General features: G+C 74.4%; 19 protein-coding genes. All 19 read left to right on the plus strand.

Annotation, left to right across the window (positions count from 1 at the left end; all coding sequences use genetic code 11):
- Positions 1-28: 28 nt before the first annotated feature.
- Positions 29-253 carry a radical SAM-modified peptide, FtsH ternary system-associated gene (locus tag AGRA3207_RS04385; protein WP_231333258.1) on the plus strand — a complete coding sequence of 75 codons (225 nt, stop codon included), beginning with the start codon at positions 29-31 and terminating at the stop codon, positions 251-253.
- Positions 244-810, plus strand: a complete 567-nt coding sequence (locus tag AGRA3207_RS04390; RefSeq protein ID WP_231333259.1) for a hypothetical protein — start codon at positions 244-246, stop codon at positions 808-810. The genes AGRA3207_RS04385 and AGRA3207_RS04390 overlap by 10 nt, the downstream gene beginning before the upstream one ends.
- A complete protein-coding gene (locus AGRA3207_RS04395) occupies positions 803-1,882 on the plus strand; it encodes a ThiF family adenylyltransferase (RefSeq protein WP_231333260.1) in 1,080 nt (359 codons plus the stop codon). Before AGRA3207_RS04390 ends, AGRA3207_RS04395 begins: the two co-directional genes overlap by 8 nt.
- A gap of 50 nt (positions 1,883-1,932) precedes the next feature.
- Positions 1,933-3,468, plus strand: a complete 1,536-nt coding sequence (locus tag AGRA3207_RS04400; RefSeq protein WP_231333261.1) for an effector-associated domain EAD1-containing protein — start codon at positions 1,933-1,935, stop codon at positions 3,466-3,468.
- Positions 3,465-4,487 (plus strand): JAB N-terminal domain-containing protein, encoded by a 1,023-nt coding sequence (locus AGRA3207_RS04405; protein WP_231333262.1) that lies wholly within the window; start codon positions 3,465-3,467, stop codon positions 4,485-4,487. Before AGRA3207_RS04400 ends, AGRA3207_RS04405 begins: the two co-directional genes overlap by 4 nt.
- On the plus strand, positions 4,487-5,353 hold the full coding sequence (locus AGRA3207_RS04410) for a hypothetical protein (RefSeq protein ID WP_231333263.1): 867 nt from the start codon (positions 4,487-4,489) through the stop codon (positions 5,351-5,353). The genes AGRA3207_RS04405 and AGRA3207_RS04410 overlap by 1 nt, the downstream gene beginning before the upstream one ends.
- On the plus strand, positions 5,353-7,389 hold the full coding sequence (locus AGRA3207_RS04415; RefSeq protein ID WP_231333264.1) for an ATP-binding protein: 2,037 nt from the start codon (positions 5,353-5,355) through the stop codon (positions 7,387-7,389). Before AGRA3207_RS04410 ends, AGRA3207_RS04415 begins: the two co-directional genes overlap by 1 nt.
- Positions 7,386-8,573 (plus strand): AAA family ATPase, encoded by a 1,188-nt coding sequence (locus AGRA3207_RS04420; RefSeq protein ID WP_231333265.1) that lies wholly within the window; start codon positions 7,386-7,388, stop codon positions 8,571-8,573. The genes AGRA3207_RS04415 and AGRA3207_RS04420 overlap by 4 nt, the downstream gene beginning before the upstream one ends.
- Positions 8,561-9,352, plus strand: a complete 792-nt coding sequence (locus tag AGRA3207_RS04425; RefSeq protein ID WP_231333266.1) for a hypothetical protein — start codon at positions 8,561-8,563, stop codon at positions 9,350-9,352. Before AGRA3207_RS04420 ends, AGRA3207_RS04425 begins: the two co-directional genes overlap by 13 nt.
- Before the next feature lies 1 nt (position 9,353).
- Complete coding sequence (locus tag AGRA3207_RS04430) at positions 9,354-9,611, plus strand: hypothetical protein (RefSeq protein WP_231333267.1); 258 nt, start codon at positions 9,354-9,356, stop codon at positions 9,609-9,611.
- A complete protein-coding gene (locus AGRA3207_RS04435; protein WP_231333268.1) occupies positions 9,604-10,158 on the plus strand; it encodes a soluble NSF attachment family protein in 555 nt (184 codons plus the stop codon). The genes AGRA3207_RS04430 and AGRA3207_RS04435 overlap by 8 nt, the downstream gene beginning before the upstream one ends.
- Before the next feature lie 3 nt (positions 10,159-10,161).
- A complete protein-coding gene (locus AGRA3207_RS04445; RefSeq protein WP_273700001.1) occupies positions 10,162-11,922 on the plus strand; it encodes a hypothetical protein in 1,761 nt (586 codons plus the stop codon).
- Between the two features lie 65 nt (positions 11,923-11,987).
- A complete protein-coding gene (locus AGRA3207_RS04450) occupies positions 11,988-13,280 on the plus strand; it encodes a coiled-coil domain-containing protein (protein ID WP_231333269.1) in 1,293 nt (430 codons plus the stop codon).
- Positions 13,281-13,614: 334 nt separating this feature from the next.
- On the plus strand, positions 13,615-15,108 hold the full coding sequence (locus AGRA3207_RS04455) for a pyridoxal phosphate-dependent decarboxylase family protein (RefSeq protein WP_231333270.1): 1,494 nt from the start codon (positions 13,615-13,617) through the stop codon (positions 15,106-15,108).
- A complete protein-coding gene (locus AGRA3207_RS04460; protein ID WP_231333271.1) occupies positions 15,105-16,661 on the plus strand; it encodes a phenylacetate--CoA ligase family protein in 1,557 nt (518 codons plus the stop codon). The genes AGRA3207_RS04455 and AGRA3207_RS04460 overlap by 4 nt, the downstream gene beginning before the upstream one ends.
- 48 nt (positions 16,662-16,709) lie before the next feature.
- On the plus strand, positions 16,710-17,153 hold the full coding sequence (locus AGRA3207_RS04465) for a hypothetical protein (protein WP_231333272.1): 444 nt from the start codon (positions 16,710-16,712) through the stop codon (positions 17,151-17,153).
- Positions 17,154-17,180: 27 nt separating this feature from the next.
- Positions 17,181-17,978 (plus strand): hypothetical protein, encoded by a 798-nt coding sequence (locus AGRA3207_RS04470; RefSeq protein ID WP_231333273.1) that lies wholly within the window; start codon positions 17,181-17,183, stop codon positions 17,976-17,978.
- A 55-nt stretch (positions 17,979-18,033) separates the two neighbouring features.
- The gene (locus AGRA3207_RS04475; RefSeq protein WP_231333274.1) at positions 18,034-18,504 is read left to right on the plus strand and encodes a hypothetical protein; all 471 of its coding nucleotides are present in this window, start codon (positions 18,034-18,036) and stop codon (positions 18,502-18,504) included.
- Positions 18,501-19,049 carry a hypothetical protein gene (locus AGRA3207_RS04480; RefSeq protein WP_231333275.1) on the plus strand — a complete coding sequence of 183 codons (549 nt, stop codon included), beginning with the start codon at positions 18,501-18,503 and terminating at the stop codon, positions 19,047-19,049. Before AGRA3207_RS04475 ends, AGRA3207_RS04480 begins: the two co-directional genes overlap by 4 nt.
- Positions 19,050-19,060 lie beyond the last annotated feature (11 nt).

The following is a 19,060-nucleotide window of genomic DNA, read 5'->3' on the forward strand; positions in this document are numbered from 1 at the left end:
CCGGACACAGCGCGCGGGAGCCGCCTCCATGGACAAGCACACGTTCGTCCCCTCGCTGCCCGACCTCATCGACCCCGGCGAGTACGCCGCGCACCCCGAGGGCGGCCTGGTGCGGCTGAAGATCACCGTGACCGGGAACGGCGTCGAGGTCCTCGGCGACGGCATGCGCCCCGAGCACATCGAGGCCGTCCTGCGGAGCCTGTCCGGCCCGGACGACGAGGGGCCCGAGATGGAGCAGATGCTGTGCGGATAGAGAACGAGCTCCAGCGGGGCATCGACGAGGGTCTCGTCCCGCGCCCGGAGGAACCGGACGACGGCGACGCGGGCGGCGTCGCGGTGACCGCTCCCCCGTCCTGGTGGTTCAGCCTGGACTGCCGATCCTGCGGGCACACGTTCAGACGCGGCGACCGGGTCCGGGTGGACGCGGAGAACCGCACCGCCGAGCACCTGGAACCCGGCCTGGGCTGCGCGGGCGGCCCTGCCGCCGAGCGGACGACCGAGGCGGACGAGTTCGCCGCCGGGCTGCTGTCGGCCTGGACGACGGACGCGCCGGTGGTCCGCCTCGCCGACGGCGACCCGCGGCTCCCCCGGCCGGGGCAGGGCCCGGCGCCGCGGTGCCTGCACTGCGCCAACACCTTCCGCCCGGGCGAGTACGTCGTGGTCTGCCCGTGCCACCGCGACGACCCGGTGTGCGACGCGGCCGTGCACCGGGACCCCGCGCGGGGCCTGCCGTGCTGGGAGCGCTGGCGCCCGGACGGGACGGTCACGATCTGCCCCGTCGCCAAGGCCAGGGCGGACGGGAATGGCTGAGCGCGTCCACGACCGGCAGCGGCTGCTGCCCGGGTGGGACCAGGACCGGCTGGCCGCCGCGACCGCGGTGGTGGCCGGGGTGGGCGCCCTCGGCAACGAGGTCGCCAAGAACCTCGCGCTCGCGGGCGTCGGCAGGCTGATCCTGTGCGATCCCGACACGGTGTCGCCGGCCAACCTCGACCGCACGGTGCTCTTCTCGTCCGCCGACCTCGGGGACGCCAAGGCGGGCACCGCCGCACGGCGGCTGCGCCGCATCGCCCCCGGGACCGAGGTCGAGGCGCGGGTGGCGCCCCTGGTCAGCGGGGTGGGCACCGGTGAGCTCGCCGACGCGGCGCTGGTCGTCGGCTGTGTGGACACGCTGCGGGCGCGGATGCAGCTGCTCGGCCGCTGCGCCCTGGTGGGGGCGGCGCTGGTCGACGGCGGCACCCATCCCTGGGGCGGCGAGGTGCGGCTGCGGCTGTCGCCGGACGAGCCGTGCCACGGGTGCTCGCTCACCGAGCACCAGCGGGGGCACGGCGACCTGCCGTGGAGCTGCTTCGAGCCGCGCGCGGACGGGCCCGAGCCGTCGAGCATCGCCGCGACCGCGCTGGTCGCGGGCTGGATGACCACGGCGGCGCTGGAGCTGCTGATGGGACGGCGGCCCGCCTGGCGGTTCCTCGCCGTGGAGTCCGCGGGCCGCGCCGGGCCCGTGGAGGTCGCGCGCGACCCCGGCTGCCCGTACCACCATCCGTGGGAGGGACCGCCAGATCGGGTCGCGGCGACCGACCGGGCGACGGTGGCGGAGTTCCTCGCGGAGCTGGCGGACGGCGACGAGCCCGAGACGTGGGCGGAGTTCCCGCTGCCGCCGCGGTGCCGGGTGTGCGAGGGCGGGGACGGCGGGCGCGCGGCACCGCGTGCGGGGGCGCTCACCTGCGAGGGGTGCGGCGCGCTGCTCCGGCCGGTGACGAGCGTGCGCCTGCGGGACGCCGATCCGGGCAGCGAGCTGCGCGAGCTGGGCGTCGCGCCGCAGGAGATCCTCCCCGTGCGGGGAGCGGAGGGAGAACACCGATGCGTGCGTTTGAATCGCGGCTAGGCCCCGGGGAGGATCCCGGATCCGGGCGGGAGCGGGCCGAGGAGCTCCCCATGACGGGCCAGGACCGGGCGTACTTCCTGGAGGCGCTCGCCGAGATCTACTCCACGGCGAGCCGCGCCGACCGGATCCTGGACACCATCGACTTCCCCGCCCGGCTGCGGCCCTCGTTCACCGGCTCGCCCGAGCAGGCGTGGAACGACATCTTCCGGGAGATCGTGAACGGCGTCGTGCACGCGGGGTTCCGGCGCCTCCTGGAGAACTCCCTGCGCGTCTACGGGAGCAACGCGGCGTTCCTGGCGCTCAGCGAGCGGTACCTCCAGCCGCCCGCCGCGCCCGAGCCCGAGCCCGCCGCGGCGCCGCGGCCCGGCGCGCCCGCCGCGCATCCCGCCGCGAACGAGGTGGCGGGCAGCACGGCTGGCAGCACGGCGGGTGCCGTACCCGGCGCCACGTCCCCGCCCGGGCCGCCGGCCTGTCACGTGATCTTCCGCGCGGACACCGAGGACGAGCGCGCCGCGCTGCGGGAGTGGCTTGAGCGGGCGGACCTGGCGCCGGTCGAGGTCTGGTCCACGCCGTCGTCGCTGTCGTTCCGGGTCTCCTCGGGCGATCCCGGGGAGATCCGCAGGCTCCTGGACCGCACCGCGTTCGGCTGGACGGTCGTGCCGCCCGGCGCCCCCGACTACCTGCTCCGCCAGATCTACGTGGACGGCCCGGACGGCCGCCGCTTCCGGATCGTCGACGCGCCCGCCCAGCAGACCGTCGGGAACATCGCCGCCGAGGTGGTGGGCGCCTACGGCCCGAACTTCCCCGGTGCGAAGCGGCCCACCGTCGTCGACCGCGTGGACTCCGACGGCTCCGGCCGCCGGGTGGACCCCGAGCGGACCCTGCACGACGCGGGCGTCCGCGACGGCGACCGGCTCCGGGTCGGGTTCCAGGCGACGGCCGCCGCCGTCCACCCCGCCGACCGGGAGGCTGCGCTGTACCGGGTCAAGAACCAGATCCTGGCGTACGCGGCGGGGCGGCCCGGCTTCGAGGTGGCGGCGAACCTCCCGCTGGCGCCGACCGAGTACCGGCTGACCTTCGTCCAGCCGAGCTTCGGGCCGCCGCCGCCCGAGGGGGGCGAGCCGGTGGACGTCTCGCGCCACGTCGTGGTGATCATGCTGGGGCCGGAGTTCCCGGTGACCGCGCCCACGGCGTTCTGGATGACGCCGATCTTCCATCCGAACGTCTACCCCAACTACGACAGCCCCCTGCTGCGGGAGAACAAGGCGGCCGGGGGGCTGGTCTGCCTGGGCGCGCTGGACGAGGGCTACCACGCCGCGCTGCATTTCGGGGAGCTGTGCGCGATGCTCTGCGACATCGCCGCGTACCGCAACTACGCCATCTTCAAGCCCGACGGGACGGTGACCGCATCCGGGCGCGCCGGGCTCCAGGGCGACCACTTCGACGGCGCGGCGGCGGCGTGGGCGATGTCGCCGGAGGGGGCACGGCGGATCATGGGGATCGGCGGCGCCCCGTCGCTCGCGCGCAGGCAGGCCAAGGGCAGCTACCCGAATCTGGTCGAGCGGATCGAGACCGATCGCGCATGAGCGGCTACGAGGTCGAGCTGTTCCGCGGCGAGGAGCTCCGGCCGAACGGGCGGCTGCCGCTGGAGCCGCTGCTGCGCCGGTTCTTCGAAAGCCACCTCGACCAGCGGCTCGACGGCGCCGTGATCCAGCTGCTGTTCCTGCCCGACCCGGAGACGGCGGCGTTCTCCAGCGAGCAGACCGGCGGGTTCTCCTTGGCCAACCTCCGGCCGCGGTACGGCCACGTGCAGGTGAAGGTCCTCCTCGACGGCGAGCTGCTCTACCAGCATCCCCATCCGGTGAGCGAGCTGCTGGGACGGGTGCTGCGCGAGACGCTCACCGAGCGGGCGCCGCAGGAGCGGCGCTGGGGCGTCGGCCTGCGCGGGCCGAACCTGGACCAGGTCCCGCTCGTCAGGCCGGTCCCGGAGATGGACCACGGCGTGCAGATCGAGGTCGGCGCCCGGCGCGGGCGCGTCTTCCAGATGGAGGAGCTGCAACCGCCCGACGCCCCGCTCCGCACGCTGGCAGACCTCGGCGCGGACGTGCCGGACGGCGGCCCCGGCGGTGAGGCGGCGGCGCCCGTGTCGGTGGTGATCGGCAAGCGCCTGTACGAGGCGTTCACCGCCGGGCACCCGTTCTCCGCCGAAGTGGAGGAGGGCGGGTTCCTCGCGGGCCGCGTCTACCGGAACGCCGACGCGCCCGGCTGCCATCTCATCGAAATGACCGCGCTCATCCCGGCCGAGCGGACCGGCGCGTCGCTGCTGGAGTTCACGTTCACCGGCGAGAGCTTCCTGCGCGTGGGCGCCGCGCTCGACGCCCGCCACGACGGCGAGGAGCTGGTCGGCTGGTACCACACGCACCTGTTCGCGGCCGGGCGCGGCTTCGGGCTGTCGTCGGTGGACATGCGGCTGCACCGCTCCACCTTCCAGCGGCCCTGGCAGGTCGCCGCGCTGGTCAACATCTCCGCGGGCGGCCGGCTGCTGCGGTTCTACCGGCGCACCGACGAGGGGATGGCGCGCACCCCCTACTGGACGGTGCCGTGATGGGGGCCGTGGAGACGGCGCGGCGGATCCTCGACTGGGTCGCGCGGCCCACCGGCCTTGTCCCGAACGGGACGCTGTGGGAGTCCTCCGAGCTGGCCGCGCCGGGGCAGGCCGTCCTGGACAGGCTGCGCTCGGTCACACGCACCGCGAACGCGCTGGCCGGTGCGGGCGATCCCCCGTTCGGGGACGCGGCGCCGGTCGGGCTGGGGGCCGTCCTGCTCGCGGCGGCGATCGGCGGGCGCGAGCAGGCCGACCACGCCGAGCGGATCGCGAGGGCGAGCACGCCGCCGCGAGACGCCGGCGGTGCGCCCGGCTGGCACGACCTCTCCGCCCGGAACGCGGTGCTCCTGCCCGTCCTGCGGGCATCGCCCCGGTGGCGCACCGACGGCGCCCTCGTCCAGAGCCTCCTGCACGCCTCGCCGCTGACCGCCGTCCTGCACCACCCGCCCGGGGGCGCCGCCGCGGAGCGGAACTACCCCGCGGCCGAACGGACGGCGGAGACACTGCTGGAGGCGCCGCGCGGACGCGAGGTCCTCGTCGCGGCGCTGGCGGCCGACAGCCGGGTCCCCGACGTGCTGGCCTGGCGCGCGCACCTGCTCAACCTCTGGCTCCGGCACGGGCGCACCGACCTCGTCCTCGACACCTACGCCCTCGCGCGGCTGCGGTACGGCGAACGCTGGGACGAGCAGATAGGGGCGGCGTTGAACTGGCACGGCAGGCCCGACCCGGTGATGACCGGGACCGCCCGCTACTGGACGGCGGCGGAGCGGGTGCCGCTGCGGCTCCGGCGCCCCGTCGCCCGGGGCCACGAGAGGGCGCTCACGCTGGTCCGCCGCCACCGCAACTGGACAGGAGGAACGGGCTGATGCCACCGCGACGTCCCCGGCTCAGGTTCGTCAGCACGGATCCGCAGGCGTTCGACGACCTCGCGATCCTCCACAACGACGACTGGACGCTGGGCCGGCTGCTGAGCGAGAGTCCCGCGTTCGCGCTGGAGGCGCTCGACCCCGACTACCTGAAGGTCGCCCTCAGCTCGCTGAACGTCGGCGCGACCGCCGCCGCCGAGGGTGTCGCGCTCCACCTGCCCCCGGGGGTCCCGCTCGCCGCCCTCTGCCGGGCCGGGCCCGGCGGGGACGGCCAGGCGGACGAGGCCGCCGCCGAAATCACCACGGACCCGGACGTCCCCGGTGACGCGGCGGCCACCGGCGCCGGGCGGGAACTGGCCGAGGCCGGCGGGCATCCGGAGAACCTCGGCGAGCGCGCCGCCGTGCTCATCGCGCACCAGGTGGAGATCGACCGGGTGGGCGCCTACCTCAGGCGCGGCCTGTCGGTGCTGATCCAGTGCGAGAAGCTGCTGGTCGAGCACCTCATCGACGAGATCGTCGGCCAGTCAGGGCGGACCCGCACCGTGATCAAGGCCGAGGCGGGCGAGGCGGCCGAGTCGCCGCTGGGGCTGCCTCCCGCCGGCCGCCGCGCGTCCCTGCTCGCCGCGCTCGAACGGGAGGTCAACGACGACGACGAGGACAGGATCGTCGTCGTGCCGCACCTGGACCTGCTCGCGGGCGGCAGCAACACGGCGATCAGCTCCGAGGCCCGCGAGCTCACCGACGTGCTCTACGAGCGGAGCACACGGGTGCTGCTCGCCTTCACCGACCCGTCGCTGGTGCTGCCCGAGGTGCTGGCGGACCGGTTCGCGGTGCGGCTGTCCCTCGACGTGCTGCCCCGGGAGGTCGCCGCCACCGACGGCCGTCCCGTCCCGGTGGGGCAGGCGCTGGTCCGCAGGGAGGAGGCCGAGCTGTTCGCGCGGTTCGACCCGGTGGCCCTGTACAAGAACATCGCCGGCATGAACGCCGTCCGGCTCCGGCTCGGGATGCGCTTCGCCTACCACGAGCACCACCAGCGGCCCTCGCCGACCTTCACCGACCTGCTCCAGGAGCTGGCGCTGTTCAAGGCGCACACCTCCAACTCCTTCGAGGTGCCGAACGTGCCGTTCGACCGGATCGGCGGCTACCAGCCGGTCAAGGACGAGCTCCGCCGGGCCCTGACCATCATCTCGGGGGCGGCGGCGGGCCTGGCGGACCTGCCCGAGCCCGTCCGCCAGGACCTGGTGCCGCGCGGGTTCATCTTCCACGGCCCGCCCGGCACCGGGAAGACGCTGTTCGCGAAGGCCGTCGCGACCGAGCTGAACGCCACCGTCCTGGTGGTGTCGGGCCCCGAGGTCACCGACATGTACGTCGGCGAGAGCGAGCGCAAGGTGCGGGAGCTGTTCGCCGAGGCGCGGCGGAACGCCCCCTCGGTGCTGGTGTTCGACGAGTTCGACTCGATCGCCGCCAAGCGCACCGGCCGCGACGACGGCGGCAGCCGGGCCGGGAACGCGGTCGTCGCGCAGCTGCTGACCGAGCTGGACGGGTTCCGCCCCGAGGTGCCGGTGCTGATCATCGGCACCACCAACCGCATCGACATCATCGACGACGCGCTGCTGCGGCCCAGCCGGTTCCGCGCCATCAAGATCGACCTCCCGGACGAGCAGGCCCGGCAGGCGATCGCCCGGGTCCACGCCGAGGCGTTCCTGCGGGAGCGGCCGGGCGAGGAGCTGCTGCGGGCGATCTCCCGCGCGACCGAGGGGTTCAACGGCGACGAGATCCGCTCGATCTTCCGGGACGCGCGGGCCGACGAGCTGATCAACGGCCCCGCCGCGCGCCCGGACGCCCACCGCCTCGGCGAGCTGATCGGCGCCCTGCACCGGGAGCGGCAGCAGCGCGAGGCCGACCAGCGCAGGCCGGCGGGCCGGCCTGCGCCGGACACGGCCTACATCGCGCTCGACGCGCGCGCCCGGCCGTTCCTCGCGGAGATGACCGTCCCCGCGCAGCCCACCGGAAACCAGGAAGGCGGACACCAGTGAGCCGCACCCCCGAACAGCTCGGGCTGGCCTTCGCGGGCCGGCTCCGCGCCGTCAAGGAACTGTTCGTCGACCGCGACGAGGTGGTGGACCTGCTCGCGCTCGGCGCCCTGTGCGGCGAGCACGTCCTGGTCGTCGGGCCGCCGGGCACCGCCAAGAGCCGGCTGCTCACGCGGTTCTGCCGGCTCCTGGACACCGAGCCGTTCAGCTACCTGCTGACCCGCTTCACCGAGCCCGCCGAGATCTTCGGCTCGATCGACGTGAAGGAGTTCCAGGACAACAGCGTCTACAAGGTCAACACCGCGGGGATGCTGCCCGAGGCCCGCATCGCCCACCTCGACGAGGTGTTCCGGGGCAGCTCGGCGATCCTCAACACGCTGCTCACCCTGATCAACGAGCGGACGTTCCACACCGGCCAGACCTCGCTGCGGTGCCCGCTCATCACGCTGGTCGGCTCGGCCAACGACATCCCCGACGACCCCGAGCTGGCCGCCTTCAGCGACCGCTTCCTGCTGCGCTGCACGGTCGACCACGTCGGCGACGACGCCATCGAGGACCTGCTGGAGCTGGGCTGGCAGGACGAGCAGGACCGGATCAGGGCCGCCGGGCAGACCGGCGACGGCGGCGACGACCACGACCGCGACCTGGTGCCGCTGACCGCGCCGGAGCTCGCCACGCTCCAGCAGGCCGTCGCGAAGGTGGACCTCACCCCCGTCCGCGGCCCGTACGCCAAGATCCTCCAGGCGCTGCGCAGCGAGGGGGTCACCTTCTCCGACCGGCGCGCCGTCAAGGCGCAGAAGGTGTTCGCCGCGTCGGCGCTGCTGCGCGGCGGCCGCACCGCCGAGGAGGGCGACCTCGCCCGGCTGGTGCACCTGTGGACCGACGCGCGCGACGAGGCCACGATTCGGCGGATCGCCGCCGACAGCGGCATCCCGGTGGACGAGCCCGGCGGCGGCACCCGCGACCCCGTGCTCATCGGGATCGACCTGCGGGAGATCGGCGAGCTGCGGGCGCGGGCCGCCACCGGCGCCGAGATCCAGCGGCTCGCGCAGGACAACCGGCGGCTCGCCAACGAGGTGCGCCGCCACCATCCCGGGGAGCCCGAGCTGCTCCGCGCGGTCGAGCGGGAGCAGACCGCGCTGATGACCAGGCTCCGCGAACTCGACCCGGACAGGTGGCTGAGCTGATGTGCAATCCGCGCAGGATCCAGGTCAGGGCGACCCGGCAGCTGGCCGAGGCGTGGGACCAGGAGGTCCGCCGCCGCGTCGTCCTGTCCGGCGAGGCGTCCGGCGAGGCGCGGGTCCGCGAGCGGCTCGCCGCGACCGTCGGCGCCCCCACGCTCGCGGCGCTCGCCCGCGTCCTCGCCCGCACCGAGGGCTGGCAGGAGGGCGAGGACGGCGTGTTCCGCCACCGGCTCGACGGCGGCGTGATCTCCTTCGACCCCGACTCCCGCGAACTGGAGATCGTGGCGCGGGTGAGCGCCCGGGTCGAGGCGTCGGGTGAGGCGGTGACGATCGTGCGGGCGGAGGTCGGCGACCTCCTCCGGGCGTCCGGCACGGGGACATACTACGACGACGAGTGGGGCGGGCACACCCGGGAACGCGCCGAGCGCACGGCGGACCTGGCCGCCGAGTCCGCCCTGGACGACGCGGCGGAACGGGCCCGCACCCGCGAACGCGAGCGCGCCGAGAGCGCACACGCCCAGGACGTGCGGGAGCAGGCCCGCAGGAACGCCGAGGACTCGCTGGCCGCCACCAGGCGCAAGCGCGAGCGGGAGCTGCGCGCCCAGGCCGCGGACGTGCTGGCCGCGATCGGCGAGACGGGCCGCGGCCTGTTCCACCGGGCGCTGGCCGAGGCGTACCGCGACGCGATCCTCGCCTACGCCCGCACGCACGGCGCCACCGGCGTCAGCTGCGCCGAGGGCGCCGACGGCGTCGTGGACATCCAGTTCGAGCTGGAGGTCTGACATGCGCGTCCGGGTGAGGTTCCGCTACGACCCCGAGACCGGGCGGGTCGAGACGTTCCGCGTCGACGACGTGTCCGCCGGCCCGCAGGAGGCCGGCCACGACGACGAGCACGACCGGATCGCCGCCGAGATCGCCGGTGTCGTCGAGCGGGGCGCGCTCATCGAGGAGGTCGCGCCCGGCCAGGCCGCCGCGGCGCCCCGGCCGCTCACGGAGGACGACGGCGGCGAGCAGGAGCGCGAGCGGGGCCGCGATGCCTGACGCCACCCTCTACCGCGAGGCCGCCGCCTGCTACGAGCGGGCACGGCACTGGACGGACGCGGCCCGCTGCTACCGCGCCGCCGGGATGCCGCTCCGCGCCGCCGCCCTGCACGAGCGGCTCGGCCAGTTCGACGCGGCGGCCGAGGACTACGGCGCGGCGGGCGAACCGGAGACCGCGGGCTGGCTGCTGGTGCACCGCCTCGACGCCCCCGGGCCCGCCCGGGACGCGGTCGCCCGCGCGTCCGACGGGCCCCGGCGGGACCTGGTGCTCGCCCGCTGCGACCTCGCCGAGGGCGGCCCGCCCGCCCTGGTCCTGCCCGCGCTCCGCCGGGTCCGCGACGACCTCGCCGACCCCGGCCGCGTCCCCTATCCCCACCGCGACCTGGAGGAGTGGGGGCTGATCGTGGCCGAGCTCGCCCAGCGGTTCGACCAGGCCGCCCTGATCTTCGCCGCCGCGGTCCGCGGCCGCCGCCCGGGCGCGACCGGCCGGTGGAGCCGCTGGGCCGACCGTGTCCTGGGCACCCCGCTCGTGATCGCCGAAGGATGAGCCATGTCGCCCCGATTCCTGCGCCGTCCCAAGAACGACGGCACCCGCCCGCCGTCCGGGCATCTGGAGCCGCTGCCCGCCGCGCCCCCGCCGGACGAGGCCGCCGCGACCACCGCGCCGAACCCCGTCCCGGCCCCCGCGCCCTCCCCCGCGGGACCGCCTTCGCCGCCGTCTCCTCCAAGGCCGCCCGCCGGGTCGGCTGAGGCGCTGCCGCCCTTCTCCCTCCCGGCCCCCGGCGGACGGCGGGCGCCCGCGGCCCCGGGCCCGCCGCGGCTGGCGGCGCGCTTCCCCACCGCGACCGCGGCACTGGTGTTCGCGGGCCAGCTCCACCCGGCCGATGACCTGCGGAACGCGCGCTGCCTGCGCGGCGACTCCGCCTGGTGGGTGCCGATGGACCTCGGTCTCGAAGCCGCCAGGGACGCGGCGCTGAGCTGCGGCGGGCAGGTCCACGTGGAGGTCGGCGGGCTGCTCGTCCCCGACCGCGGCTGGGGGGACCCGCCCGCCTCGGGCACCGGCCCGGCCCTCGCCGCGCTCACCGCCGCCTCCCTCCTCGACCTGGTCCGCACCGCCGGACTGAGCAGGAGGCCGCCGACGCCCGTCACCGCGGTCACGCTGCTGCTCCCCGGCGCGCACCTGCCGGGGACCGTGCGCCGGTCCCTGGACCTCGGGCTCACCGTCACCTACCAGCGCGCCGGGCTCAGGCCCCTCTTCGCCAACGGCCCCGGCAGGCCCGCCTATGCGGTCACCCTGGCCGCCGCGACCGGCGAGATACCCGCCGCACTGATCACCGCGCTGGAGGACGACCCCTTCGTGGTGGTCTGCCGCCGGGTGTCGGAGCGGCTGCTGGTCCAGCACCGGCACGAGTCCCCGCTCGCCGACGGCGCGCTCTCGGCCCTGGTCGACGAGGACGCCTGGGTGCTCGCCGCGGACGGGCACGGCTGCCTGCGGCTCGTCCTGCACGGCGAGCCGCAGCCGGGCACCGCCTTCGTCCGCCTGGGCACCGACCTCCCCCTGGCCGATCCGCCGCCCGACGGCTGGCCCGACGTGATCCCCGAGCCGCCAGAGCTGACCGTGGTCCCCGCCCGGACCCGCGGGCTCCCGGTCGACGCCGTCCTGCTCACCGACGAGGCGCTGGCCGCGCTCCCCATGGTGCTGGAGGGCCATCCCCTCGCCGAGACGGCCCTGCTCGTGCGGGGCCGCGACCGCCACCTGCTCACGGCGCCCGGCGGGCTGCTGGAGGACGTCCCGGTGGGCGAGGCCCTCTACTGCGCCGGGCCCGGGCAGTTCTTCCTGCCCCTCGGCCACCGGCTCAGGCCCCGGCTCCCCGCGGCCGCCCGGGGCGCCCTGCTCCCCGCGGCGGACGGGCGGGCCGTCGTCATGACGCCCCGCGAGTGCCTCGGCTTCGACCTGGCGACCGCCGTGCCCGTCTGGACGCTGTGGGCGGGGCCGGCCCCGGAGGTCGACCCGCAGCTGCCCGCCGCCGTGACCGGGCTCCTCCACGAGATCGACCGGGACCTCGTCCCCGCGCCCAGGACGTCGAAGCGGGAGCCGAGGGACCCGTCGCCGCGCCCCTCCCGGGCGCGCTCCGCCCCCGTCCGGGACCTGAGGCGGACGCCGCGCCGGGCCCCGTCGTGGCAGGAGGAGGCGTACGCCCTGGAGGTCGCCGGGGAGCTGAAGCGCGCCGCCGAGCTGCACAGCCGGAACAACCAGCCCCTCCAGGCGGCGCGCCTGTACGAGCGCGCCGCCGAGGAGCCCGGCCTGTGACATCGAGAAGACCCGTGACGCAGATGAGATAAGTGCCTATCGGGTCGTTTACTAGGATGTTTCCCGTGAACGAAGATCAAGACGGCGGGGGTGGGCGGACCACCACGGACACCGGAACCGACGACATCACGACGGCGCCCCTGGAACCGGCGGGCGACGTCACGACGGGCGGGCGCCGCCCGTCCCCCAAGGCGGCCACCGCGGTGAGCGCGCGGCGCGCCGCCGCCGACCGGCAGGCCCCCGGCCCGGAGGCCCCGGGCACCGCGCGGGTGCGCGGCCTGGCCGAGGACGTCGACCGGCTCGGCGAGCTGGTCCGGCGGCTCACCGCCACCGCCGCCGCGCTGGACGGACGGCTGGACGAGGAGGTGCGCGGCGTCCTCGACAGCGCCGAGGAGGCCCTCGCCGAGGCGGCCGCCGCGCGCCGCGCGACCGCCGAGGCCGAGGAGCTCATGCGCGAGGCCGAGGCCCGCGCGGAGGCCGCCCGCGAGGAGACCGCCGCCGCGCAGGAGGAGCTCCGCAAGGGCCTGGCCGCGGCCAAGTCGACCGTGGCGGCCGCGCAGGCCAGCGAGGCCAACGCGTGGAAGGAGGCCGGCGCGGCCCAGCAGGTCCGCGCCACCGCGGCCAACGAGGCCGCCCACGCCGACGGGCTCCGCAAGCGCGCCGAGGCCGCCTGGGGCACCGAGCACCAGGCGCGCGTCGAGGCCGAGCGGGAGCGCGACGACCTGGCGACGCGGCTCGCCGCCGAGCAGGTCGCGCTGGCCGCCGTGCACGCCGAGCTGAAGGACGGGCGTGCCGAGGCCGAGGACGCGCGGATCCGCGCGGAGGGCGCCGCCGAGTCCGAACGGCGGCTGCGCGCCGAGCTCACCACCTCCCAGGCCGAGACGGCCCGGCTGGTCATCGAGCGCGACGCCGCCACCGCCCGCGCCGAGGAGCAGGCCGCGCGCGCCGACCGCGCCGAGCGGCTCGCCGACGAGACCGCGGCCCGCGCCGCCGAGGCGGAGGCGCGGGCGGAGCGCGCCGAACGGCGCGCGGACGCCACCGGCGCCCGCGCCGACCGCGACGCCGCCGCCGCGCACGCCCTGCAGGACACCCTGCGTTCGGCGCTGGACCTGCCGAGCGTCGAGGACGTCGGCGACGGGCACGGCGTCCCGGTCGGCGAGTCCGGCGCGGTCATGGCCCGGCCCGGCGGCCTGATCGGGATCGAGCGGGTGCCCGACGTCCTGGACGGCGAGACGGCCGCGCGGTTCGCCCGCGCGATCCTGGCCGTCCGCGTCCATCAGGTCACCCGGCGTCCGCAAGAGGACACCGGAACGGCCGACGACGCGGAGGCGGCGGAGGCGGCCGGCCCCGAGGACTGAGGAACGGTCCCTGACACCCCGGCGGGACCGTCCCCGCATGGGGGGCTCCGATGTGCGCGCGACCTGCGGCAAGGATCTCGGAGGCGGGCCGGCGCCGGGGCGCGCACATGGCCCGGCCGCATTCTTTCTTTCCTCACAATGAGGATAAAGCGGACAGCGATAGAGAGGCGCGGGGAGTGCCCGCGGTACTCCGCATGTCCTGACGGCTAGGAATGACTTCCCTTGTTACGCCCGTTGGATTCTGCCTAAGATCGCTGGCGTCAGAGGCTTTTCCTTCGCTTGTCGTGGGATTCGGGGAGTCCGTACTGTGACGAAGCCTGCCGGGGAATACCCGGTGACTCTGCGTAACGAACCACTGACCGCCGTTTTCGACCCCCGGCTCTTCCGGGAGAATTCACAGACGGCCGTCGCCCAGCTGGAGTCCCATCTCGCGGACCTCTCCATCCGGGGTCTCGAACTCACCGATCCGCTGGTCTTATCCGAAGCCGCGCGGGCGCTGATGACGACGGAGCACCAAAGTATCGCCCGTTTCGACGAGAAGAAACTGGCGGCCATCATAGAGCTCTATGTCCGTACGGGGATACAGGTTCATTCCCCCGGGTATATGGGACGGCAGTTCTCCGGTACGGTCCCGCTGGCCGGCGTCATCGACTTCGTGGGCTCGGTGGTGAACCAGCCGTCCTCGTTCTACGAGGCGGGGCAGCTGCCGAGCGTCGCCGAGCGGATCATGGCCGACGAGCTCAACCGCTTCATCGGGTGGGAGCCCGGGCGCTTCGCCATGGTGACGACGTCGGGCGGCTCGCTGGCGAACCTGACCGCGCTGCTCGCCGCCCGCAACAGGGCCTTCCCCGGCATCTGGGCGCGCGGGGAGACCGGCGGGGAGACGGGCGGGCCGCGGCCGGCCATCGCGGTGAGCGAGGACGTGCACTACAGCGTGACCAGGGCGGCCGGGGTCCTCGGCGTCGGGGAGGCGCGGATCGTCCGCCTGCCGGTGAACCGGAGGCGGCAGATCCGCGCGGACCGGGCGCGCGAGGCGATCGCCGCGGCCGAGGCCCGCGGCCTCAAGGTGTTCTGCGTCGTGGCCTCCGCCGGCACCACGCCGGTCGGCGCCTTCGACCCGGTCGACGAGCTCGCCGACGTCGCGGCCGAGGCCGGCGCCTGGCTGCACGTCGACGGCGCGCACGGCGCCAGCCTGCTGGTATCCGACCGGCTGCGCCGGAAACTCCGCGGCATCGACAAGGCCGATTCCCTGACCTGGGACGCCCACAAGATGATGTTCGTCCCCGCCCCCTGCACCCTGCTTTTCTACCGCCACGCGCATGAGGCGATCGGCGCTTTCCGGCAGCGCGCGAGCTACGTTTTCGACGAGGAGCCCGACGCCTACCACGATTTCGACGGGGGCGACAAGAACCTCGAATGCACCAAGCGCCCGATGATCATGCCCCTATGGACGCTGTGGGCAATGTACGGGCGGGCGCTGTTCGCCGAGAAGATCGAATATCTGTGCCACCTCACCGAAGAGGCGCACCGCATTGTCGCGGCCGAGCCCGACTTCGAGACACCGCATTCTCCAGAGGCCAACATCCTGTGTTTCCGGTACCGTCCCGGCGGAGTCGAGGATGAACACGTCCACCACCTGCAATTACAGATAAGGAACCAGGTCAGGGGCGGCGGCCGGTTCTTCATATCCAAGGTCGACCTCGATGGCGTCGCCGCGCTGCGCGTCGTCTTCATGAACCACCAGACCACTGGCGAACACTTCCGGATGCTCGTCGATGAGATCAGGCGGATCGGCGCGCACCTGCTCACGAAGAGGAGTGGACGATGAACCCGATGGGCACCGTGGAGATCGACCGGGCGGGCGGGGACGCCGCGGAGCTCGCGGCACGGCTGATCCCCGACGAGGAGCTCCAGCCGTGGTCGGTGGAGGCGGTGCCGTCGCTGCCCTCCTTCGCGAGCAAGATGCGGCAGTGCGAGCGGCTCCGCGGGACGCCCTACAGCGAGACGCCGCACGACGTCCAGGACGCCCTCGTCCTGCGGCGCCTCCAGCAGATGGTGAACACCATGCTGCTCAACCCGCTGTGGAAGGAGCGGCTCGCCGCCTCCGACATCGGGGGCCCGCCCGCCACGTTCGAGGAGTGGGAGCGGATCCCGCTGTCGGACAAGACCGTCCAGCGCGACATGTTCATGGGCGACCGCCCGGGGATGGTCGTGCCGCTCAGCCACGGCGGGTTCGAGGTGGTGGCGAGCGGCGGCACCAGCGACGGGCTGCCCCTGGAGATCGTCTACTCGCTGCGGGAGCTGCACGACACCTACCGCGTCGCCGGGCACTTCATGGGCACCTACCAGCTCCGCGAGCACCTGCGGGGAAGCGACCCCAAATGGCTGTTCACGAGCCTCGCCGACTACCAGATGTGGAGCAGCGGCACGATGGTCGGCGGCGTCCTCCAGCAGGTGCCGGGCGTCAACTACATCGGTGCCGGCCCCGTCACGGGCCCGGTGTTCCAGCACATGTTCTCCTACCAGGGGCCGAAGGCGCTGATGGGGATCTCGGCGGGCGTCGCGATCCTCAGCGACCTCGGCGCCGGGCTGAGCAGGGAGGCCCGGGAGAGCTTCCGGGTGGCGCTGTACGGGAGCGGGGTGCTGCCGCACCGCAAGCGGGCCGAGCTGCGGGCGCTGTACCCGAACATCGCGATCCTCAGCTATTTCGCCGCGACCCAGGCCGAGACGATCGGGCTCCAGCTCCGGGACGACTCGCCCGTTCTGTCGGCGGTGCCCGGCCTGCACCACATCGAGATCGTCGACGCGGACGGCCGCGCGGTCGCCGAGGGCGAGGAGGGCGAGCTGGTCGTCACGCGGCTGCACGCGCACGAGGCGCCGCTGCTGCGGCTCAAGCTCGGCGACCGGATGATCCGCCGGCCGGCCCTGACCGGGCCGGGGCTGAAGACCCGGCGGTTCGAGTTCGCGGGACGCACCGGCGATGTCCTGCACCTGAACGACAGCCAGTACTCCGCGGCGCTCGCCTACAACGCCCTGCGCGACGACCTGCGCAAGGCCGCCGGCGTGGACCTGGACGAGGCCGCCCACGAGGTCCAGTTCGTCAACCACCGCGAGTACAAGACGATCACGCTGTTCGCGTCGGTCGACGACGCCGAGGGCCTGACGCACACGACGGCCGCCGCCCTCGGCCCCGCCGGCGTCCAGCGGGTGTTCGCCGGGGCGCTCGCCCGGTCGCTGTCGCTGTTCAACGACCGCGAGGCCACCCAGGCGGCGGTGGAGAAGTCCGGGTACGGCTTCCGGCTCGTCTTCGTCCACCGGGCGTCCCCGGAGATCGAGCGGACGGCCGTCGGCAAGGTCCCCCTGGTGCGCGACCGGGGATGAGAAGCGGCCGCCGCACGGCGGTCATCGGCAACCACGACAGGAGCGGGAATGAAACCGCAGGTCAACATCATCGTCCTCGTGGACGTCGTCGGAGCGCTGTCGGAGCGGACGCTGAACGACGGCAACCTGTCCCTGGTGGACGACGGGCAGTTCGACAGCCCCGGCCAGGGCACGACCCGGCTGTGCACCGTCGTCTCGCCGGGGCAGCTCGTCCAGTGGACGGCCGTGGCCGTGGACGTGCAGACGCCCGTCGAGATCCGGAGCATCACCTTCCTCGGGTCCGGTGACGCCGCGCTGGAGGAACCGGACGCGGCGGACGCGCAGGACGTGCCGGCGCACGAGGGCACCGCGCCCGACCTCAAGGTGTGGTCCGGGTTCGTCCCGCCCTACCTGGTGCCCGGGGCGCCCTACCGGTACCGGCTGGAGCTGCAGATGCACGAGGGGCCGAACAGCGTGCTGCACGTCGACTCGCCCGCGCTGATGAGCGCGTGACAACACCCCGACCCGGAAGGCGGACCGATGGCCCAACAACAAGCGATCATCGTGCTGGTCGACATCGCGAACGCGCTGCGTGAGCGGACGCTGCGCGGCAACGTCTACCTCTTCGACAACATGCGCTTCCTCGGCTCCACCGGGGAGGGGACCGGGGACCTGGTGACCGCCATCCCGGGCTCGTACTGGAGCGACGGGTCGCAGGGCAGCGAGCAGGTGCTGAACTGGCTGCCGTCCAGCCTCGGGTCGATCCCGCCGACCGTCCCCCGCGGCTACCACACGGAGCGGTCGCAGGCGATCGACCGGCAGGCGCTGGAGGACCTGACGGCGCTCGCCGGCCAGGGCACGGTCCCCGGCGCCGACCCCGCGGCCGGGCTGGCCGACATCCGGAGCCGGGTCGGGACGCGGGCCCGCCGGGCGCGCGGCGGCCGCGCCCCGGTGGGCGGCAAGCTCCTCGACATCACCGGCAACGCCGTCACCGGCGCCGGCACCGCCGCCGTGAACCCCCCCGCGCCGATCATCACCGACGTCACCGGCGAGGCGGTGGACGAGAAGATCATGTACCCGGCGCAGTACGGCTCACCGGACATGGTGTCCGACGGGTGGTACTGGTCGGCGACCGTGGACACCGCCCGCCCGGGCACCTACGCCTACACGATGCACATCCAGCTCCACGAGCTGGTGATCCGCGACGGCGAGCAGGTCTGGGAGCCGGTGGACCTCACCTGCGACTCGGCGATCCGGGTCACCACCGAGCCCAAGTACAACGCGTTCACCGGCGCGGGGCTGGGGCCGCTGCCCGTCCCCGCCGCCCCGTCGCCCTGACACGAGCCGCCCGGAACCACGTCCCGTAGCCGCAGCACTGGAAACGGAGGAGCCCATGCCCCCCAAGGCCAAGCCGGCGGAGCCGGTCGCCACCCGGCCCGTCTCGATCACCGCCGTCGTCGACCCGGTCGCCGCCCTCGCCGCCGGGAACATCCAGAACAGCCTCTACCTGTACGACACCAACAAGGCCGAGGGGTCCACCGGTTTCGGCACCGGGGAACTGCGCACCCGGGTGCGGTCGGGCGACCGCCTCCTGTGGAACGTCGTCGTCCTGGAGTGCGAGACCTACGCCGCCATCGACGGCATCGAGATCGACGAGCGGGTCTGCGAGCCGGTGCGGAAGGTGTACCCGGGCACCGACATCGTCTACTGGACGGGGACGGTGAAGCGGGCCGTCACCGAGCCGGTCCCCTACCGGCTGCGGTTCCGGCTCGGCACCGTCACCGAGCCGTTCACCACCGCGGAGTCGGCCCTCGTCGGACACGGCGCGCCCGCGCGGGCCACCGTCGCGAAGGAGCGCGCATGACCGGGCCGCAGCGTGTCGTGGAGTCCGAGCAGCGGGGCCAGCTCAACTCGGTGCAGCTCAACATCGTGACGCTGGTGAACATGGAGCGGGCGGCGGCGACGGGCTCGCTGGAGGACGCCCTGTTCATGATGGACAACAGCGTCGGCGGTGTCGGGCAGGGCACCGACCACCTGGAGACGGTCTGCAAGCAGGGGCAGGTGCTCAACTGGATCATCCGTCCCGTCGAGATGGAGAAGCGGCCGGACGGCACCTGGCCCCCGATGCCCAAGATCAACAACCTGGTGTTCCTCGACACCGAGCGGGGGGACGAGGAGGACGTCGCGGAGCGGCGGATCATGACGGAGCTGAAGATCTACGGGGCGCCCGACCGGATGCGCTCCCCGTACACCCCCGTCTACTACTACTGGGCCGGGGCGATCCTGAGCACGGCCCGGCCGGGGCTCTACCGGTACCGGTTCGTCCTTGAGCTGGAGCAGGACCACACCCGGGAGAAGCTCTACCTGAACACGGTCCGCAACCCCGCGGTCCGCGTCCTGGAGGTCTGACGCGCCACCGC

This window comes from Actinomadura graeca, assembly GCF_019175365.1.
GTDB lineage: Bacteria > Actinomycetota > Actinomycetes > Streptosporangiales > Streptosporangiaceae > Spirillospora > Spirillospora graeca.